Origin of the sequence: Burkholderia sp. Bp8986 (genome assembly GCF_003854225.1) — a bacterium.
Lineage (GTDB): Bacteria > Pseudomonadota > Gammaproteobacteria > Burkholderiales > Burkholderiaceae > Burkholderia.
In genome coordinates this window covers 45598-62858 of record NZ_QTQM01000015.1, presented here as the reverse complement: position 1 = coordinate 62858, position 17261 = coordinate 45598, and the positions used below count along the sequence as shown (strand labels likewise).

General features: G+C 69.0%; 14 protein-coding genes. 5 read left to right on the top strand and 9 right to left on the bottom strand.

The features are described 5' to 3' along the window. Positions 1-42: 42 nt before the first annotated feature. From DID99_RS15915 to DID99_RS15885, 7 genes are all read right to left on the bottom strand, one after another. On the bottom strand, positions 43-1437 hold the full coding sequence (locus DID99_RS15915) for an efflux transporter outer membrane subunit (RefSeq protein WP_124667130.1): 1395 nt from the start codon (positions 1435-1437) through the stop codon (positions 43-45). Next, positions 1434-4625 carry an efflux RND transporter permease subunit gene (locus DID99_RS15910; RefSeq protein ID WP_124667129.1) on the bottom strand — a complete coding sequence of 1064 codons (3192 nt, stop codon included), beginning with the start codon at positions 4623-4625 and terminating at the stop codon, positions 1434-1436. Before DID99_RS15910 ends, DID99_RS15915 begins: the two co-directional genes overlap by 4 nt. Next, positions 4622-5857 (bottom strand): efflux RND transporter periplasmic adaptor subunit, encoded by a 1236-nt coding sequence (locus DID99_RS15905; protein ID WP_124667128.1) that lies wholly within the window; start codon positions 5855-5857, stop codon positions 4622-4624. The genes DID99_RS15910 and DID99_RS15905 overlap by 4 nt, the downstream gene beginning before the upstream one ends. Positions 5858-6137: 280 nt before the next feature. Continuing rightward, positions 6138-6479, bottom strand: coding sequence for a DUF4148 domain-containing protein (locus DID99_RS15900; RefSeq protein WP_124646377.1), 342 nt, complete (start codon positions 6477-6479; stop codon positions 6138-6140). A gap of 176 nt (positions 6480-6655) precedes the next feature. Next, on the bottom strand, positions 6656-7798 hold the full coding sequence (locus DID99_RS15895; RefSeq protein WP_124667127.1) for an FAD binding domain-containing protein: 1143 nt from the start codon (positions 7796-7798) through the stop codon (positions 6656-6658). Positions 7799-7835: 37 nt separating this feature from the next. Next, a complete protein-coding gene (locus DID99_RS15890) occupies positions 7836-8711 on the bottom strand; it encodes an alpha/beta fold hydrolase (RefSeq protein ID WP_124521137.1) in 876 nt (291 codons plus the stop codon). Between the two features lie 131 nt (positions 8712-8842). Then, positions 8843-9562: a TetR/AcrR family transcriptional regulator gene (locus DID99_RS15885; RefSeq protein ID WP_124529639.1), complete on the bottom strand. Its 720-nt coding sequence runs from the start codon at positions 9560-9562 to the stop codon at positions 8843-8845. A 362-nt stretch (positions 9563-9924) separates the two neighbouring features. Between DID99_RS15885 and DID99_RS15880 the strand changes: the two genes are divergently transcribed. Genes DID99_RS15880 through DID99_RS15870 form a run of 3 tightly spaced genes read left to right on the top strand, consistent with a single transcriptional unit; the run spans position 9925 to position 13127 of the window. Then, complete coding sequence (locus DID99_RS15880; RefSeq protein WP_124488034.1) at positions 9925-10656, top strand: YoaK family protein; 732 nt, start codon at positions 9925-9927, stop codon at positions 10654-10656. A 48-nt stretch (positions 10657-10704) separates the two neighbouring features. Next, a complete protein-coding gene (locus DID99_RS15875; protein ID WP_124667126.1) occupies positions 10705-11646 on the top strand; it encodes a glyoxalase in 942 nt (313 codons plus the stop codon). A gap of 14 nt (positions 11647-11660) precedes the next feature. Next, a complete protein-coding gene (locus DID99_RS15870; RefSeq protein WP_185733779.1) occupies positions 11661-13127 on the top strand; it encodes an alginate export family protein in 1467 nt (488 codons plus the stop codon). Positions 13128-13145: 18 nt separating this feature from the next. Here the strand turns inward: DID99_RS15870 and DID99_RS15865 are convergent, their stop codons facing one another. Next, positions 13146-14051, bottom strand: a complete 906-nt coding sequence (locus DID99_RS15865) for a LysR family transcriptional regulator (protein ID WP_124521131.1) — start codon at positions 14049-14051, stop codon at positions 13146-13148. Between the two features lie 104 nt (positions 14052-14155). Here DID99_RS15865 and DID99_RS15860 point away from each other — a divergent pair, with 104 nt between their 5' ends. Next, positions 14156-14797, top strand: coding sequence for a DsbA family oxidoreductase (locus DID99_RS15860; protein WP_124529635.1), 642 nt, complete (start codon positions 14156-14158; stop codon positions 14795-14797). A 204-nt stretch (positions 14798-15001) separates the two neighbouring features. Further along, on the top strand, positions 15002-15943 hold the full coding sequence (locus DID99_RS15855) for an MBL fold metallo-hydrolase (RefSeq protein WP_124667163.1): 942 nt from the start codon (positions 15002-15004) through the stop codon (positions 15941-15943). A gap of 22 nt (positions 15944-15965) precedes the next feature. Here DID99_RS15855 and DID99_RS15850 read toward each other — a convergent pair whose 3' ends face one another. After that, positions 15966-16874, bottom strand: a complete 909-nt coding sequence (locus tag DID99_RS15850; RefSeq protein ID WP_124667124.1) for an AraC family transcriptional regulator — start codon at positions 16872-16874, stop codon at positions 15966-15968. Between the last annotated feature and the right edge of the window lie 387 nt (positions 16875-17261).

The window sequence follows — 17261 nt, the reverse complement described above, 5'->3', positions numbered from 1 at the left end:
ACGCGACCGATGCGCCGCACCAGCCGCATCGCACCAACCCGCCTACTGCCCGAGCGCGGTCATCAGCCTGACCTGCGCGAGCATCTCGTCGGTGCGCGCCTGCGCGAGCGAATCCTCGGCCGCGAGCAGCGAGCGCTGCACCTCCAGCGTGTCGATGAACGCCGATTCGCCGCTGCGCCACGACCGGTTGATCTGCGCATAGGCATCGCGCGCATTCGACGCCGCGCGTTCGAGGCGCTCGGTCCGGCTGTGATCGCGGGCGGTTGCGGCGAGCGACGTTTCGACGTCGCTGACCGCGCCGAGCACGGTCGAGCGATAGGCGGCGACGGCCTGATCGGCCTGCGCGCGTCGCAACGCGACGATGCTGCGGCGCCGTCCGCCGTCGAACAGCGGCGCGCTCGCGCCGGCGCCGGCCATCCAGGCGAGCGAACGCGCGAGCGTCGCGCCGGAGAAGCCGTCGACGGCCGCGCCGATCACGCCGATCAGCTGCAGGTGCGGCCTGAGATCGGCTTCGGCTACGCCGATGCGTGCATACGCGGCGACGACCCTCGCTTCGGCGGCGCGCACGTCGGGCCGGCGGCGCAGCAGGTCGGCCGGCGTGCCGATGCCCGGCGCCGCTGCCGTCCACACCGGCCCCGGCGCGGGCGGATCGAGTTGCGCATAGACGTCCTGCGGCGTCGCCGCGGTGATGATCGACAAGCGGTGAATCGCGGCCTGCCGCTGCAACTGCAGCGCGGGCAACTCGGCGAGCGTGGTTTCCGCCTGCGCGGCGGCGCGGTCGACGTCGGCGATCGGCACGACGCCCGCGTCGAACAGGCGCCGCGTCGATGCCTCGGTGCCGCGCTGACTCTCTGCGTTCGCCTCGACCAGCGCGAGCCGCTGCTCGAGCCCGCGCACCGTCACGTAGGTGCGCACGGTTTCGTCGATCGTCGCGATCCGCACGGCCGCCGCGTCGTTCCGCGCGGACGCGATGTCGGCGTCGGCGGCCGACACGCCCTGGCGGATGCGCCCGAAGATGTCGATTTCCCACGCGACGCTCGCATTCAGGTCGAACGCATTGCCGGTCGTCGGCGTGTCGGTCGGGAACGCCTGCGACGCGGACAGCCGCTGACGGCCGGCGCCCGCATTCAGATCGAGCGACGGGAACCACTGCGACGCGGCGCCGATCCGTACCGCGCGCGCCGCGTCGACGCGCGCGACCGCCGCCTTCAGGTCGAGGTTGTTGGCGAGCGCGCGATCGACCAGCCGGTCGAGAATCGGATCGTGAAAGCCGTGCCACCACGCGTCGGTCGCGGCGGCAGGGCCGGCGGCGACGAGATCCGCGTTCGCGTAGGTCGCGGCGAGCGGCGGCGGGGCGACGGTGGCGACCGGCGCGCTCGTGCACGCGGTCAGGACGGCCGCCGCGGACAGCGCGGCCACGAGTCGGATGAATTTCATTGCACCACCTCCGCGGCCGCCGCCGCGACGCCGGATTTGCGCGTCGCGAGCCGGCGGACCAGCACATAGAACACGGGCGTGAACAGCAGCCCGAAGAACGTCACGCCGATCATCCCGAAGAACACGGCCGCGCCGACCGCCTGGCGCATTTCCGCGCCGGCGCCTTCGGAGATCACGAGCGGCAGCACGCCGAGAATGAACGCGAGCGACGTCATCACGATCGGGCGCAGCCGCTGCACGCACGCGTCGACCACCGCGTCGACCAGCTCCCTGCCGTCGGCCTCGAGCTGCCGCGCGACCTCGACGATCAGGATCGCGTTCTTCGCGGCGAGCCCGACCAGCACGATGAAGCCGATCTGCGTGAGGATGTTCACGTCCTGGCCGAGCGCGCGCACGCCGAGCGACGCGGCCAGCAGGCACATCGGCACGATCAGCAGGATCGACACCGGCAGGCTCCAGCTGCCGTACTGCGCGGCGAGCACCAGATAGACGAGCAGCACGCACAGCGGGAACACGAGCAGCCCCGTGTTGCCGGCCGTGGTCTGCTGGTACGACAAGTCGGTCCATTCGAACGAGATGCCCGGCGGCAGCACCTGCTTCGCGAGCGTCTCCATCGTCTTGATCGCAAAACCGGAACCGAGGCCGGGTGCGGTATCGCCGTTGATCTCGGTGGCCGGATACAGGTTGTAGCGCGGTGCGCGATCGACGCCGAGCGTGTCGTCGATGCGCGTAACGCTGCCGATCGGCACCATGTCGCCGTCGCGGTTGCGCACCTTCAGGCGCCCGAGGTCGGAGGCCGTCACGCGGAACGGCAGGTCGGCCTGCGCGGTGACGCGATAGGTGCGCCCGACGATGTTGAAGTCGTTGATGTAGGTCGAGCCGAAATACGTTTCGACCGCGTCATTGATCTCCTGGCTCCGCACGCCGAGCATCTCCGCCTTCTCGCGATCGAGCTCGACGTGAACCTGCGGACTCGTCGCCGAGTAGGGCGTGTAGACGCCGACCATGCCGGGCGTGCGGTTCGCGGCTTCGACGAGATCCTGCGTCGCCTTCGCGAGCGCGGCCGTGCCGAGGCCGTTGCGGTCTTCGAGCCGCATCGCGAAGCCGCCCGTGCTGCCGAGGCCCTGCACCGGCGGCGGCATCGCGACGACGATCGACGCTTCGGTGATGCCCGCGAGGCGCTTGCGCAGCTCGGCCGCGATCGTATCGATGGTGAGGCCCTGCGCCTTGCGTTCGGGCCAGGGCTTGAACACCGGGAACAGGCCGGCGCTGTTCGCCGAATTCGTGCCGGTGGCCGCGTTGACGCCGGAGAACACCGGCACGCGCGCGACGCCCGGCACCGACAGCGCGATGTCCTCGATCTTGCGCGCGACCGCGCTCGTGCGTTCGAGCGTCGCGCCGTCGGGCGTGCGCACCAGCACCACCAGGTAGCCGCGATCCTGCGCGGGAATGAAGCCCTTCGGGCTCGATACCAGCAGATAGCCGGTCGCCGCGATCAGCACGACGTACAGCACGCTCATCGCGGGAATGATCCGCACGAGCTTCCTGACCAGCGCGCCGTAGGCGTCGGATACGCGCTGGAACACGCGGTTGAAGGCATCCGCGAAACGCTGCACCGCGCGCGTGAGCGGCGCGAGCAGCGCGGCCGTGCGCGACGTCGACGCCGGCGCATCGTGCGCGGGGTCGTGCGCCTTCAGCATCATCGCGGACAGCGCGGGCGCGAGCGTGACCGACGTGAAGAACGAGATCGCGGTCGACACGGCGATCGTCACGCCGAACTGGCGGAAGAACTGGCCGGAGATGCCCGGAATGAACGAGGTCGGCACGAACACCGCGCACAGCACCAGCGTGATCGCGAACAGCGCACCGCCGACTTCCTTCATGGTCAGCAGCGTCGCATCGCGCGGCGCGGTGCCGGCCGCCAGGTGCCGCTCGACGTTCTCGACCACGACGATCGCGTTGTCGACGACGATCCCCACCGCGAGCACGAGGCCGAACAGCGTCAGGTTGTTGATCGAGTAGCCGAGCACGGCCATCGCCGCGAACGTGCCGACCAGCGACACCGGAATCGACAGGATCGGGATGATCGAAGGCCGCCAGCCCTGCAGGAACAGCAGCACGACGAACACCACGAGCACGACCGCCTCGTAGATGGTCTTCACGAGTTCGTGGATGCTGTCGCCGATGAACGCGGTCGGGTTGTAGCCGATGTTGTAGACGATGCCCTTCGGGAACGCCTTGCCGAGCTCGGTCATCTTCTTCTCGACCGCGTCCATCGTCGCGACCGCGTTCGCGCCGGGCTGCTGCAGCACCTGCAGCGCGATGGTCGGGTGGCGCAGCATGTAGCTGTCGGTCGCGTACGCGAGCGCGCCGACCTCGATGCGCGCGACGTCCTTCAGCCGCACGAGACGCCCGTCCTGCCCCTGCTTGACGACGATGTCGCTGAAATCCTCGGGCCGCTTCAGGCGCCCTTCGAAGATCAGGTTCGGCTGGAACGCCTGGTTCGTGATCGGCGCCTGCGCGACCACGCCGCCCGCGAGCTGCGTGTTCTGCGCGCGCACCGCGGCGATGAGGTCGCGCGGGCTCAGGCCGAACGACGCGACGCGTTCCGGGTCGAGCCAGATGCGCATCGAGTATTCGCGCGCGCCGAGCGGGTTGATGTCGCCGACGCCGTCGATCCGCTTCAGCACGTCGGCGACGTTGCGGATCGCGTAGTTCGACACGTACAGCGGATCGTAGCGCTGGTCGGGCGAGTAGATGAAGATCGTGCCGAGCTGCGTCGGCGACGACTTGCGGACCGACACGCCGCTGCGCTGCACGGGCTCGGGCAGGCGCGGCGTCGCGAGCGCGACGCGGTTCTGCACCAGCACCTGCGCCTTGTCGACGTCGGTGCCGGGCTTGAACGTCGCGGTGATGTTCAGGCTGCCGTCGGAGGTCGCCTGGCTGTACATGTACAGCATGTCCTCGACGCCGTTCACTTCCAGCTCGATCGGGGTCGAGACGGTTTGCGACACGGTTTCCGCGGACGCACCCGGGTAGCTCGCCTGGATCACGACGGTCGGCGGCGCGATGTCCGGGTACTCGGACACCGCGAGCGAGAAATAGGCCAGCGCGCCGGCGATGGTCAGCACGATCGACAGGACGATCGCGAGCACCGGCTGCTGGACGGACAGGCGGCCGAGGTTCATTGCGCGCTCCCGGTCGCGGTGCTGGACGAAGCGGTTGCGTTCGCAACTTTTTCGGAATTCGTCGCATTCGCCATCTGAGCCGCATCGATCGCGCGCGGCACCGCATTGACCTGATCGCCGGCCTGCACGCGCTGGAAGCCGTCGACGATCACGCGGTCGCCGGCCTTCAGCCCCGCATCGATTTCACGCAGGTTGCCGAACAGGCGGCCGGGCGTCACCGGGCGCACCGATACGGTGCCGTTCGCGTCGACGAAATACAGCACGCGGCGCGTTGCGTCGGTCGCGACGGCCGAATCCGGCACGAGCAGCGCCGCGTGCGCGACGCGGCTCGACAGCGACACGCGGCCGAACTGGCCGGGGCTCAGGCGTCCGTCCGGATTCGCGACGCGCGCGCGCTGGCGCAGCGTGCCGGTCGAGTTGTCGAGGCGGTTGTCGACGAAATCCATCGTGCCCGACAGCGACGGCTTCGCGTCGCCCGGCAGCGCGATCGCCACCTGTCGCGACGACGCGCTGCCGCCATGTTGCGCGGCTTCGCGCGTGTAGCGCAGGTAGCTTTCCTCGTCGACGTCGAAGTAGATGTCGATCGGGTCCTGCGACACGATCGTCGTCAGCACCGTGGCTTCGCTGTCGCCGCCCTTCACGAGGTTGCCCTCGCTGACGCGCTTGCGGCTGATGCGCCCCGACATCGGCGCGACGATGCGCGTGAACGACAGGTCGAGCCGCGCGCGTTCGAGCGCGCCTTGCGCGCTCGTCACGTCGGCCTGCGCGCTTTGCACGGCCTGGCGGCGCTGGTCGTACAGGCTCTGCGCGATGGTGTCGGTCTTGATCAGGACGCTGGCCCGCTCGAAATCCTGCCGGCTCAGCTTCAGTTGCGACTGCGCGCGCTCGAGCGTGCCTTGCGCGGCCGTCACCGCCGCCTGGTACGGGCGCGGATCGATGACGAACAGCAGGTCGCCTTTCTTCACGGTCGCGCCGTCCTGGAACGCGACGCGTTCGAGATGGCCGCTCACGCGCGGGCGCACGTCGACCGTGTCGACCGCTTCGAAGCGGCCCGTGTAGACGTCGACGTCGTTCACGTTGCGCGCGACGGGTGCGCTGACGATCACGTTCGGCTTCGGGGCCGGCGCGGTGTCGTCCGACCGGCAGCCCGTCAACGCGAGCAATGCGGCGAGCGGAAGGGCGGCCAGCACGGCCGGTCGCGCGAAGCGCTTCAATCCTGGGTAGCTGTTCATGTTGTTCGATGTATCGAATGACGCGCACGGCGCCGGATGGTGCGCAGTATCGTGCGTGGCGCGCGATGGATAAACGGACGCGGCGTCATAAGAACTTGTACTGCGCAGTCACGAATCGCGCGGTGCGGCGACGATGCGCGCGGCAGGGGCGTGATGCGGGAAGCGGTGCGACGACGCGCGGCCCGAACGCCTGTTCAGGCGATTCGGGCCGGCGATGCGGAGGGGATGGACGAGCGGGGGCGCGTGGCGGGCAAGGGGCTCGCGCGCGCGTCGATGCCGCTCAATGACCGCGATAGATCGCGTCGCGGCCGTTGGTCGTCAGTGCGCGGCCGGATGCGCTGGTGCTGGTGCCTTCGCTGCCGTAGCCGGTCGTGTCGGCTGCCGGTGCGGTGTTCGATGCCGCTTGCGCGACGGCGTTTTCACGCACGCGCTTTTCGGCGGCGAGGATCGCGACCGGATACTGGTTGTGGTCCAGTGCCGGCGTATAGCCGACGGCCGCGAGGCGGGCCATTTCGGCTTTCACTTCGGCGCGGGTCAGCGGGCGGTCATGCTGCTGCGCGAACGAAACGGCCGGCGTGGCGATGATCAGTGCGGCAAGCGTGGAAGAAACGAGCGTTTTCATCAGGGGTACCTATCGGGTCGAGTGAACCGCAACCACGTCGTCGTCGTTGCGAGTGCTGCCAATATAGGTATCCCGACGCCGCGGAAAAACGGGCCGCCGGCGAAATCATTTTTGACCTGGAATCACGAATCGGCGGTCGATGCAAACGATCGAGCCCGCACACGGCGGCCGGCCGGTCACGCGCGCCCCATGATCCGCGCGCCGAGCGAGATGCCGAGTTCGGACAGCGACGCGCTGGTGGCGAGCTGAACAGCTTCCCAGCGCGACAGCGCGGCGTCGAACGCGTTGGCGGGCACGCCGCCGCGCAGCGCCTCGGCAAGACCGACCGCGTTGTCCGCCGCTTTCGCGACACCTGCGGCCGTATGCGGCCGCACGAGGCAGGCCGCGTCGCCGAGCAGCACGGCGCGGCCGAACGCCATGCGCTCGACCGCGAGATCGAGGATCGCCTGTGCGAACGGCGCCTGTGTCGCGTCGACGAGCGCGGCGAGCGTCGGTGCGAGCATCCGGCGGCCGGCGTTCACGAGTTCGAGCCGGTTGTCGTCGCGCATCGCGCCGGGCGGCAGCGAGCCGTCGCGCTGCATGCCGTCCTGGCCGAGAAACAGCGATGGCAGGCGATCCTGCGCGAGCCGCCGGTACCAGACCCAGTTCACGCGCCGCTTGCCGGGCGCGATCGCGCCGTCGCGGCCGGGCACCAGATAGGTCAGGAACAGATGGGCGTCGCCTTGCTGGAACGTGAAGCGCTCGCGCAGCACCTGCAGCACCGTGTCGGGAAGCAGGTGCTCGTCGACGAGCCCGCGCCACGCGACATACCCCGCGTACGCGGGGCGCGCATCGGGCAGCAGCTGCGCGCGCACGGCCGAGCGGCCGCCGTCGGCGCCGACCAGCAGGTCGGCCTGCTCGACGCGGCCGTCCGAGAAGTGCGCGAACACGCGCGCGCCGTCCTGCTCGAGCCGGTCGAACGCGACGCCGGCGTGCAGGACGTCGGCGGGCAGCGCGCGCTTCAGCGCCGTATAGATCACGTTCCATGCGGTCTGCGTCTGCGGCATGTAGAAGCGTTGCGCGATACGGTCGTGTTCGTCGACGTAGATCCGGTCGCCCGAATCGACGCCCGCATCGCGCGGCACCGGCACGCCGCCGAATGCGAACGCGCGCTCGATCGGCGGCTGCAGCACGATGCCGCCGCCGCGACTGTCGAGATCGTTCGGCGATTGCTCGAACACCTTGACGCGCCAACCGGCCGCCCGCAACGCGGTTGCCGTGAACAGTCCACCCACCGATCCGCCGACGACGATCGCCGACGGGCCCGAAACGTCGCTCATGATTGCTTTCCCCCGATGATTCGCCGCACGCGGCAGTTCAACCTTCCCAGTGCGCGAGGAAGTCGAGCAGCAACGCGTTCACGCGCTCCGGCTGCTCCTCCTGCGGCAGGTGTCCGCACTGCGCGATCGGCTCGGCGCGCAGGTTCGTCGCCATGCTTTCCCATACGGACTTCATGTCGAACAGCTTGCCGACCGCGTAGAAATCCTCGCCCCAGATGGCCATCGTCGGGCAGGCGATCGGGACGTCGGCGTCGACGAGATCCTGCTTCACGTCCTCCGCGTTCGCGCGATAGTCGGCCAGCGCGCCGCGCACGGCGCCCGGGCGCCGGTACGCACGCACGTACGTGTCGAACGCGTCGCCGGAGATCGCGTGCGGGTTGTAGCACCAGTCGGCGAAGAAATGGCTCAGCCACTCGGCTTCCTTGCCGGCGATCAGTGCCTCGGGCAGGTCGGGCACCTGATGGAACAGGAAGAACCAGTACGCGCGCGCGGTTTGCGCGGTCATGTTCTGCGCGACGATGCGCGTCGGCACGTTGTCCATCACGACGAGCCGGTCGACGCGCTCGGGGAAGTCCTTCGAAAAGCGCGTCGCGACACGCGCGCCGCGATCGTGGCCGACGAGCGCGATGCGGCCGATGCCGAGCGCATCGAGCAGGCCGGCTACGTCGCGCGCCATGTTGCGCTTGTCGTAGCCGGCGGCCGGCTTGTCGGTTTCGCCGTAGCCGCGCAGGTCGGGCGCGATCACGCGGTAACGCCGCGCCAGCGCCGGGATCTGGAAGCGCCACGCGAAGCTGGTTTCCGGGAAGCCGTGCAGCAGCACGACGACCGGCCCGCTGCCGGCATCGATGTAGTGCTGGCGGATGCCGTTCGCGGTGACGGTGTGATGCGTGATCGAAGGCGCGTCGTGGGTCATCGGGTGGTCCCTGTCCGGTTCGGTGTGCGCGCAGCCGGAGGCGGGCGCAGATGCCGTTCGAGGATAGGCGAAGCGATCGGCGCGCCGGATAAATTGTTCTGAAATCGTCTGGGGGCGTGCGCCGCGCCGGATTACGCGCGCCGGCGGCGCCGGCCACCCGCGCCGGACGCGAGCTGCTTCAGCGTCGCGGGCGTGCCGTGGAGAAACGCATCGACCAGCCGTTCGATTTCAGTGTCGAGATCGTCGGGCACCGGCAGGCCGTAGACCCACTTGCGGACGCCGAAATAGAAGATGCTCGCGTGCAGGCTCCAGACCAGTTCGATTTCCGCGTTGCGCTGTGCCTCAGTCGCCGGCGTCGCAATGTCGTACTCGTGCCGCAACTCGCGCAGCACCGGCAGGAACACGCGTTCGCGCAACCGCGACAGGTAGCGAGTATTGAAACCCTCGCGGCTGAGCCCCGCGAAGATGAAGGTGCGGATCCATTCGCGCCGCAGGATGGTTTGCGCGTACGCGCGATAGAACGTGACGAGCCGTTCCTGCAGCGGGACCGTGCGGTCCGCGATCAGTTTTTCCCAGTCGGAGTTCCACGTGTAGATCTCCTCGTACACGCGATCGATCAGCGCTTCCTTGCTCGGGAAGTACCGGTACAAGAGCGGCTGGGTGACGCCGATTTGCCGCGCGAGTTCGCGCGTGCTGCCGGAAAAGCCGTGCGTCGCGAAGTGCTCGATCGCCTTCTCGACGATTTGCCGCTCGCGCGCTTCCGGCGCGAGCCGGCGGCCCGGCGTGACGGCGTTGCCGTCGGCGTCCGTCCCGCGCTCGCGGGCCGGCGTGCTGCGTTTTCTTTCGGTCATGCATCGGCTCCTGATGGCGCGCTTAAGCTATCGCTCGAAAAATAACACGATCGGACCGTGCGGGCCGATCGCTGCGCCGAGGTCGCTGCGATGCGAGAGCGTTTTCCTAAGCGTACCGCGTCGCGTCGACCCCGCAGTCCGGCCGGGCGTCCGGGCGGCATATTCAGGAAAATTCAGGGCCGCCGCCATGACATTAAGACGTTCCTTAACTAGTCTTGCTTCCGAACCGCCGTTGGGACCGGACGCCAGTCGGCGCCTCCGGGCCGTTCGGCGCAACCGGAGCGGAACATGTGTTATCTGAACTCGCCGGACGCAGGCAGCACGTGCGCCGGCGCAACCGTCGCCATCCAGGAACCCGGGCCATGCCGACGCAGCCGGTAACCGCGGCCGCGGCGCCCGATCACGTGCGCGGCGAGGACGTGTTTCTCGCGTCGATCGCCGGCTACGTCGACACGCTCGGCTTCGTCGCGCTGTTCGGCCTGTTCACTGCGCACGTCACCGGCAACTTCATCCTGATCGGCTCGGGGCTGGCCGGCGTCGGGCAAGGGCTCGTGATCAAGTGGCTCGCATTCCCCGCCTTCATCGCCGGCATCGTCGGCGCGCGCGTGCTCGACCACCGGATGCGTTCGCTCGGCCACGGCCCGCGCGCGCGTTCGCTGTATGCACTGCAGGCCGTGCTGCTGGCCGGGTTCATGCTGGCCGGCGTGATGGCGTCGCCGATCGCGGACGCCGACGCACCGCGCACGATCCTGTGCGGCCTGCTCGGCGCCGCGGCGATGGGCGTCCAGAACGCGCACGGCCGGCTGACGGCGCGCTCGGTCGTCGCCAATACGGTGATGACGGGCAACGTCACGCAGGCGGTGATCGATGCATTCGACTGGCTCGTGCCGCTTGCCGCGCCGGCCGAACGCGAAGCCGCGCGCGCGCGGCTGCGGCGCACGCTGCCGCCGGTCGCGGGCTTCGCGCTCGGGGCCGGCGCGGGGGCCGCAGCCTACGTGTCCGCCGCGTTCTGGGCGCTGGCGTTGCCGCTCGCGGCCTTGTGCTTCCTCGCCTACCGATCCGGCCGGCCCGACGACGGGCCGGCGTCACGCTGAATCCGCGCGCGGCGTATGGCCGCGCTTGTCATTTTCAAGGAGATTTCGATGATTGCACTGAAGTTGCGACAGGTACTGCGGATGATGGCCGCATCGACGGCCATGTTCGGCGCATTGCTGGCGAGCGCGCCGGCCCACGCGGACGAGACGCGCCTGCTCGATACCTCGTCAGGGAAGGTGCCGGCCGTCGCGGTCGGCCCGCAATACGACACGACGCACGTGTGCGTCGCGCCGGAAGACTTCGACCGCTTCACCGACAGCTTCGTCGCGACGTTCGGCGGCAAGAAGTCGCAGCAGGGCGTGTTCCAGGTCACGCCGACGCCGAGCCAGACGATGTCGCAGCTCGTGCTGACGCCGTTCGGCACGATTTCAGTGTTCGGCTTCAAGACGCCGATCCCGTATCCGTTCTGCGAGGAGCGCACCGGCTACCTCGTCACCGACATGGACGTCGCGATGAAATCGGCGCGCGCACACGGCGCGGACGTGGTCGTCGACACGTTCCCCGATCCGATCGGCCGCGACGCGATCATCCGCTGGCCGGGCGGCGTGAACATGCAGCTGTACTGGCACACCCAGGCGCCGCACTACGACCCGCTGCAGACGGTGCCGGAAAACCGCGTGTACGTGTCGCCGGAAAGCGCGAGCAAGCTGGTGCACGACTTCGTCGCGTTCTCGCGCGGCAAGGTCGTGTCCGACGTGCGCAAGGCGCCGGGCATCGAGATCGGCCGGCCGAACGACACGTATCGCCGCATCCGCATCGAGTCGGGCTTCGGCAAGATGACCGTGCTGGCGACCGACGGCCGTCTGCCTTATCCGTTCGGGCGCGAAATGACGGGCTACGAAGTGCCGGACCTCGCCGCCACGCTGGAGAAGGCCAAGGCCGCCGGCGTGACCGTGCTGGTGCCGCCCTTCACGTCGGACGGGCGCGATGCGGCGCTCGTGCAGTTCCCGGGCGGCTACGTCGCCGAGATCCACGCGCGGTCGAAGTAATGGCGCATCGGGCGATGAGGTGGGCGTGGCGGGGCGTGCTGCCGGCCGCCGTGCTGGCGGGCGGCGTCGCGACATACGCCGGGACGGCGGCCGCCGCCGAGGACACCGTGGCGCCGGCGCCGACCTCGGCCTCGGCCTCGGCCTCGGCCGCCGGCACGACGTGCACCGCGAAGCGGCCCGCGGTGCTGTTCAACCGCTGGCAGGAAGACTGGTCGGTGCTCGCGAATCCGTGCGTGCCGCGCAAGCCGCTCGACGGGCTGAAGTACATCCCGCTCGGCGGCGACCCGTCGACCTACCTGTCGCTCGGCGCGAACCTGCGCGAGCGTTTCGAGCTGAACAACGCGCCGCTGTTCGGGCTCGGCACCGCGCACGACGACAACTACGTGATCCAGCGCGCGACGGTGCACGCGGACCTGCGCTATGCCGGGCATTTCCAGGCGTTCGTGCAGTTCGTCGATGCGCGGCCGTTCGGCAAAGACACGGTCGGTACGGTGGACAAGGATCAGCTCGACATCGAGCAGGCGTTCGTCGCGTATGTCGATCAGCTGGGCGGCGGAACGTTCAAGGCGCGTGTCGGCCGGCAGGAAATGGCGTACGACCTGCAGCGGTTCGTGTCGGTGCGGGACGGCCCGAACGTGCGTCAGGCATTCGACGCGCTGTGGGCGGATTACGAAATCGGCAACTGGCGGCTGATCGGCTACGTGACGCGTCCGGTGCAATATCGCAATGACGCGGTGTTCGACGACGTGTCGAATCGGCACCTGCGCTTCGACGGCGTGCGGATCGAGCACAACGCCGTGGGCCCAGGCGAACTGTCGGCCTACTGGTCACGCTATACGCGCGACAACGCGCGCTATCTCGCCGGCGCCGGCACCGAGCGGCGCGACGTGTTCGACATGCGCTACGCGGGCAAGTCTTCCGGGTTCGACTGGGACGCCGAAGCGATGCTGCAGACCGGCCACATCGGCCAGGACACGATCGGCGCATGGGCCTTTGGCGCGCTCGGCGGCTACACGTTCGCGAAAGCGCCGGGCACGCCGCGCATCGGCATCCAGGTCGACGGCGCGTCGGGCGACAAGCATCCCGGCGACGGGCGCATGGGCACCTTCAATCCGCTGTTCCCGAACGGCTATTACTTCACGCTCGCCGGCTACACCGGCTACAGCAACCTGATTCACGTGAAGCCGTCGCTGACGTTCAAGCCGGCCAGCAACGTGACGGTGCTGACCGCGGTCGGTTTCCAGTGGCGCCAGACGACCGCCGATGCGATCTACGGGCAGGGGATGCAGGCGGTGCCCGGCACGGCCGGCAAGGGCGGCGCGCGCACGGGCATGTATGCGCAGGCGCGCGTCGACTGGCTGGTCAATGCGAACGTGGCGCTGGCGGTCGAGGCCGTGCATTTCCAGGTCGCCGATTCGATTCGCGCGCTCGGCGCGCGCAATGCCGACTACGTCGGCATGGAGGCGAAGTTCGGCTGGTAACGCGGCAAGCCGCGCGGCTCACGGCTGCGCGCGTGCGAGCGCCTCGACGAAATCGATGAACGCGGTGACGCGCTTCGAGCCGCGCTGATTCGGCAGGTACAGCGCGGTCACGACCGAGCGCGCCGCATCGGGCGTGACGTCGTACGTTTCGAACAGCCTGCGCAGGCGGCCCGACTGGACATCGGCATCGACGAGCCAGTCGGGCAGCAGCGCGATGCCGGCGCCGTCGAGCACGGCCTCGCGCAACACTTCACTGTGATTCGATTTCAGGCGCCCGGCGACCAGCACCCGCGTCGTGCCGTGCGCATCGGCGAACGACCACGCCTGCTGGTCGCCGCCGAAGTGAAAGCGCACGCACGCGTGATCGACCAGTTCGCCCGGCGTTGCCGGCGTGCCGTGCGCGTCGAGATAGTCGTGGCTCGCGACGACATAGCGCTGGAACGTCGCGAGCTGCCGTGCGACGACCTCCGCGGAAGGCGCCGCTTCGCCGAGCCGGATCGCGACGTCGATCCGGCCGGCGACGAGATCGACGCGTTCGTCGGTGAGCTGCAGGTCGAGATCGAGTTTCGGATGGCGCGCGAGGAAGGCCGCGACATGCGGCGCGATGCGTCGCACGCCGTACGCGACCGGCACCGACACGCGCAGCGGCCCGGACGGCTCGTCGCCGCGATCGGAGACGAGCGCGTCCGCTTCCGCGAGTTCCTCGAGCAGCCGCTTCGCGCGCGCGTAGTACATGGAGCCGGCATCGGACAGCGTGACCTGGCGCGTCGTGCGGTTCAGCAGCGCGGTGCCGAGCGATGCCTCGAGCGCATCCACCGCGCGCACGACCGACGAGGCCGCGAGGTCGAGACGGCGTCCCGCGCTCGAGAAGCCGCCGGCTTCCGCCACTTCCACGAACGCGCGCAGCGCGGAGAATTTGTCCATGTCGTCGCCTTTGTGCATGCCGCAACGATCCGTTGCGCGCCGTTCGCATTCTAGCGCCGGCCGGCAAGCGCTATCGTTGAAACTGCAATCAACAGGAGAGCGCAATGAATTCCGTCGAAGTCACGGTCACCTACGACCTCATCTGCCCGTGGTGCTGGATCGCCGAGCGCAGGCTCGCGGAGGCGATCGACGCAGCGGGACTGACCGGTGACGTGAAGGTCAGGTTCGTGCCGTTCGAACTGAACCCGGCGATGCCGGCCGCAGGCATCGATCGCAAGGCATACCGCAGCGCGAAATTCGGCAGCTGGGCGCGCTCGCAGGCACTCGACGCGCAGGTGGCCGAGGCCGGCCGCGCGGCGGGCCTGGTGTTCGATCACGCGCGGATCGCGCGTACGCCGAACACCCGGCTCGCGCACCGGCTCGTCTGGTTCGCGCAGCAGCGCGGCAGTGCGGCCGCGCTCGTCGATGCATTGTTCGCCGCGTACTTCCGCGACGGCCGCGACATCGGCGATGCGGACATGCTCGTGGAGATCGCGGCCGGCGCCGGCTTGCCGGGCGACGCGGTGCGGGCGTTCCTCGCGTCCGGCGAGGGACTCGACGCGGTGATCGCGCTCGAGGCCGACGCGGTGCGCGCAGGCATCGCATCGGTGCCGTCGACGCGCATCGGATCCACCGTCATCAGCGGCGCGCAACCGGCCGCCGTGTTTCTCGAGGCGTTGCTCGCCGCGCATCACGCGGCCGCCTGACCTGCCGCCGCCGGGGCCGTCGCGCCCCGGTTTTCAGAACGTTTCATGTCCGGCTCAGGATTATTGCGCGGGCGGCCGGTACGCTCGACGTCGTGCGGATGTCGCTTGCCGGACCGGCAGGCGCCGCGCGACGTCGATACGCAACCGGGGAAATCGGACATGAACAGGCTCAACCGGCGCATGCATGCGCTGCGCGCGGGCGCCATGCTGCTCGTCGCATGGTGCGTCGGCCTTCTCGCATCGGCCGCGTTCGCCGCCGAGCCGGGCGACGGCACTCAGCCGCCGGGCTTCTACCGGCAGAAGCTCGGCGACCTGACGATCGTCGCGCTGTCCGACGGCACGCATCCGTTTCCGGTCGATACGGTTTTTCGCGATGTGTCGAAGGACGAGATCCGGCGCGATCTCGACCGCGCCTTTCTCGAGCCGCCGGTACAAGGGTCGATCAATGCGTTCCTGGTCGACACGGGATCGCGGCGGATTCTGGTCGATACGGGCGCCGGCGTGCTGTACGGCGACTGCTGCGGAAAGCTGCTCGGCAACCTGCGAGCGGCAGGCTACGCGCCCGCGCAGATCGACGAGGTGCTGCTCACGCACCTGCACAAGGATCATGTCGGCGGCATCGTGACGGACGGGCGGATGACCTTTCCGAACGCGGTCGTCCGGGTGAACGAGATCGAGGCGAATTACTGGCTCGACCCGGACCACAAGGCGCAGGCGCCGGCGTTCCTGGCGTCGTTTTTCGATGCGGCGGCCGCGTCGGTCGCGCCGTATGTCGCGGCCGGCCGTTTCAGGACGTTTCGTGGCGAAGCGACGCTCGCGCCCGGCGTCCGCGCGGTGCCGATGCCCGGCCATACGCCGGGCCATACGGCCTATCTGATCGAGAGCGGCGACGCCGGGTTGCTCGCATGGGGCGACATCGTGCACGTCGCGGCGATCCAGTTGCAGGATCCGGATGCGACCGTCCAGTACGACAGCGATGCCGATGCGGCGCGCCGCACGCGGCGCGACGTGCTCCGGCGCGTGGCCGGTCGGCGCTATCTGGTCGGCGCCGCGCACATCGCGTTTCCCGGGCTCGGGCACTTGCGCAGGGACGGGGAGCGGTACGACTGGGTACCGGTCAACTACGACGCGACGCCGCTGCGCTGACCGGATGACGTGCGCGACGGTGTCAGCGCGTCATGCCGCGCCGCCATGCGCCGGGCGGATGGCCGACGATGCGCGCGAAGATGCGGTTCAGGTGGCTCTGGTCGGCGAAACCGCAGACGGCCGCGATTTCCGCAAGCGTCATGTCGGTCGTCTCGATCAGCTGGCGGGCCCGGATCACGCGCTGCTCGAGCAGCCACTGATGCGGCGTGCGCCCCGTCGTGCGCGAGAACGCGCGGATGAAATAGCCGCGCGACAGATCGCATTCGCTCGCGACTTCCTCGATCGATACGCCGAGGTTCGCCTTTTCCATCAGCAGTTCCTTCGCGAGTGCCGTCTTGGCCGGCGACAGCAGGCCCTTGTGCTGCAGGTCGCGCGCACGCGCGTTGCCGTAGCGGCTGGCGAGATGCGCGCCGATCGCGACTCCCATCTGCTCGACGAACAGCGTGTTCAGCGCGCCCGGCACGTCGAGGCTGTCGGCGACCGCGTGCGCGAGATGGCCGAGCACCGGGTCCTGCACGTCGGGCGCGCAGGTCAGGCCGCCGATCGCCGTGCCGTCGTGTTCGCGGCCGAGGCGGTCAAGATAGCTATGCGACAGCTCGATCAGCACGAAATCGAACTTGCCGTACAGGTCGGCGCGGAAATTCCGGGAAAAGTCGCGAATGTAGATCGAGTCGTGCTGGAACCGCCGCTCGGATTTGCCGGCGCCGCCATAGATCGTGCGCCGGTGGCCGCCGTTCAGCGACACGCCGATCAGGAAGCCGCGATCGCTGGCGGCCATCTCGATGCGCTCGAAGTGTTCGTCGCGCATGCATTTGCGGTGGAGCGTCAGGCCGCCGACCGACCGGTCGATATCCTTGGACAACAGGCTCGACACGCATCCGAGCGTATCTTTCGGCACCGCCGCGGGCACTGCGGCGAAAGGATCTGACATGACGGAACGTCCTTCAATGGGGTACGGCATACGAGCAGTTTTACGTGCAAGTTTATACGGCACACACATCCGGCTCAGCATAACTTGAATAAATGTCCGCTTGCTGACGAAAAAATCGCCGTCCGGCCGAGCGCCGGCGCCGACGCTCGACCTGCTGGCGGAAGCGACAGGTCGAACGATATCGCCCCATTTATATCCGCGCGGCCCGCGTATCCGCCGCGGGCCGAGGCGGCGGGCGCCAGTGCATTTTCGTTCAAGATTTTTATTGATATGGCGTTTAGACTCGGGCCACTTTTTGAGACTTTGCGCCCGCCTGCCGTGCAGCCGGGCGCGGACTCCCGCCCCGGTGAACCGCGTGTTCACATGGCGGTCATCGTGGGGAACCTG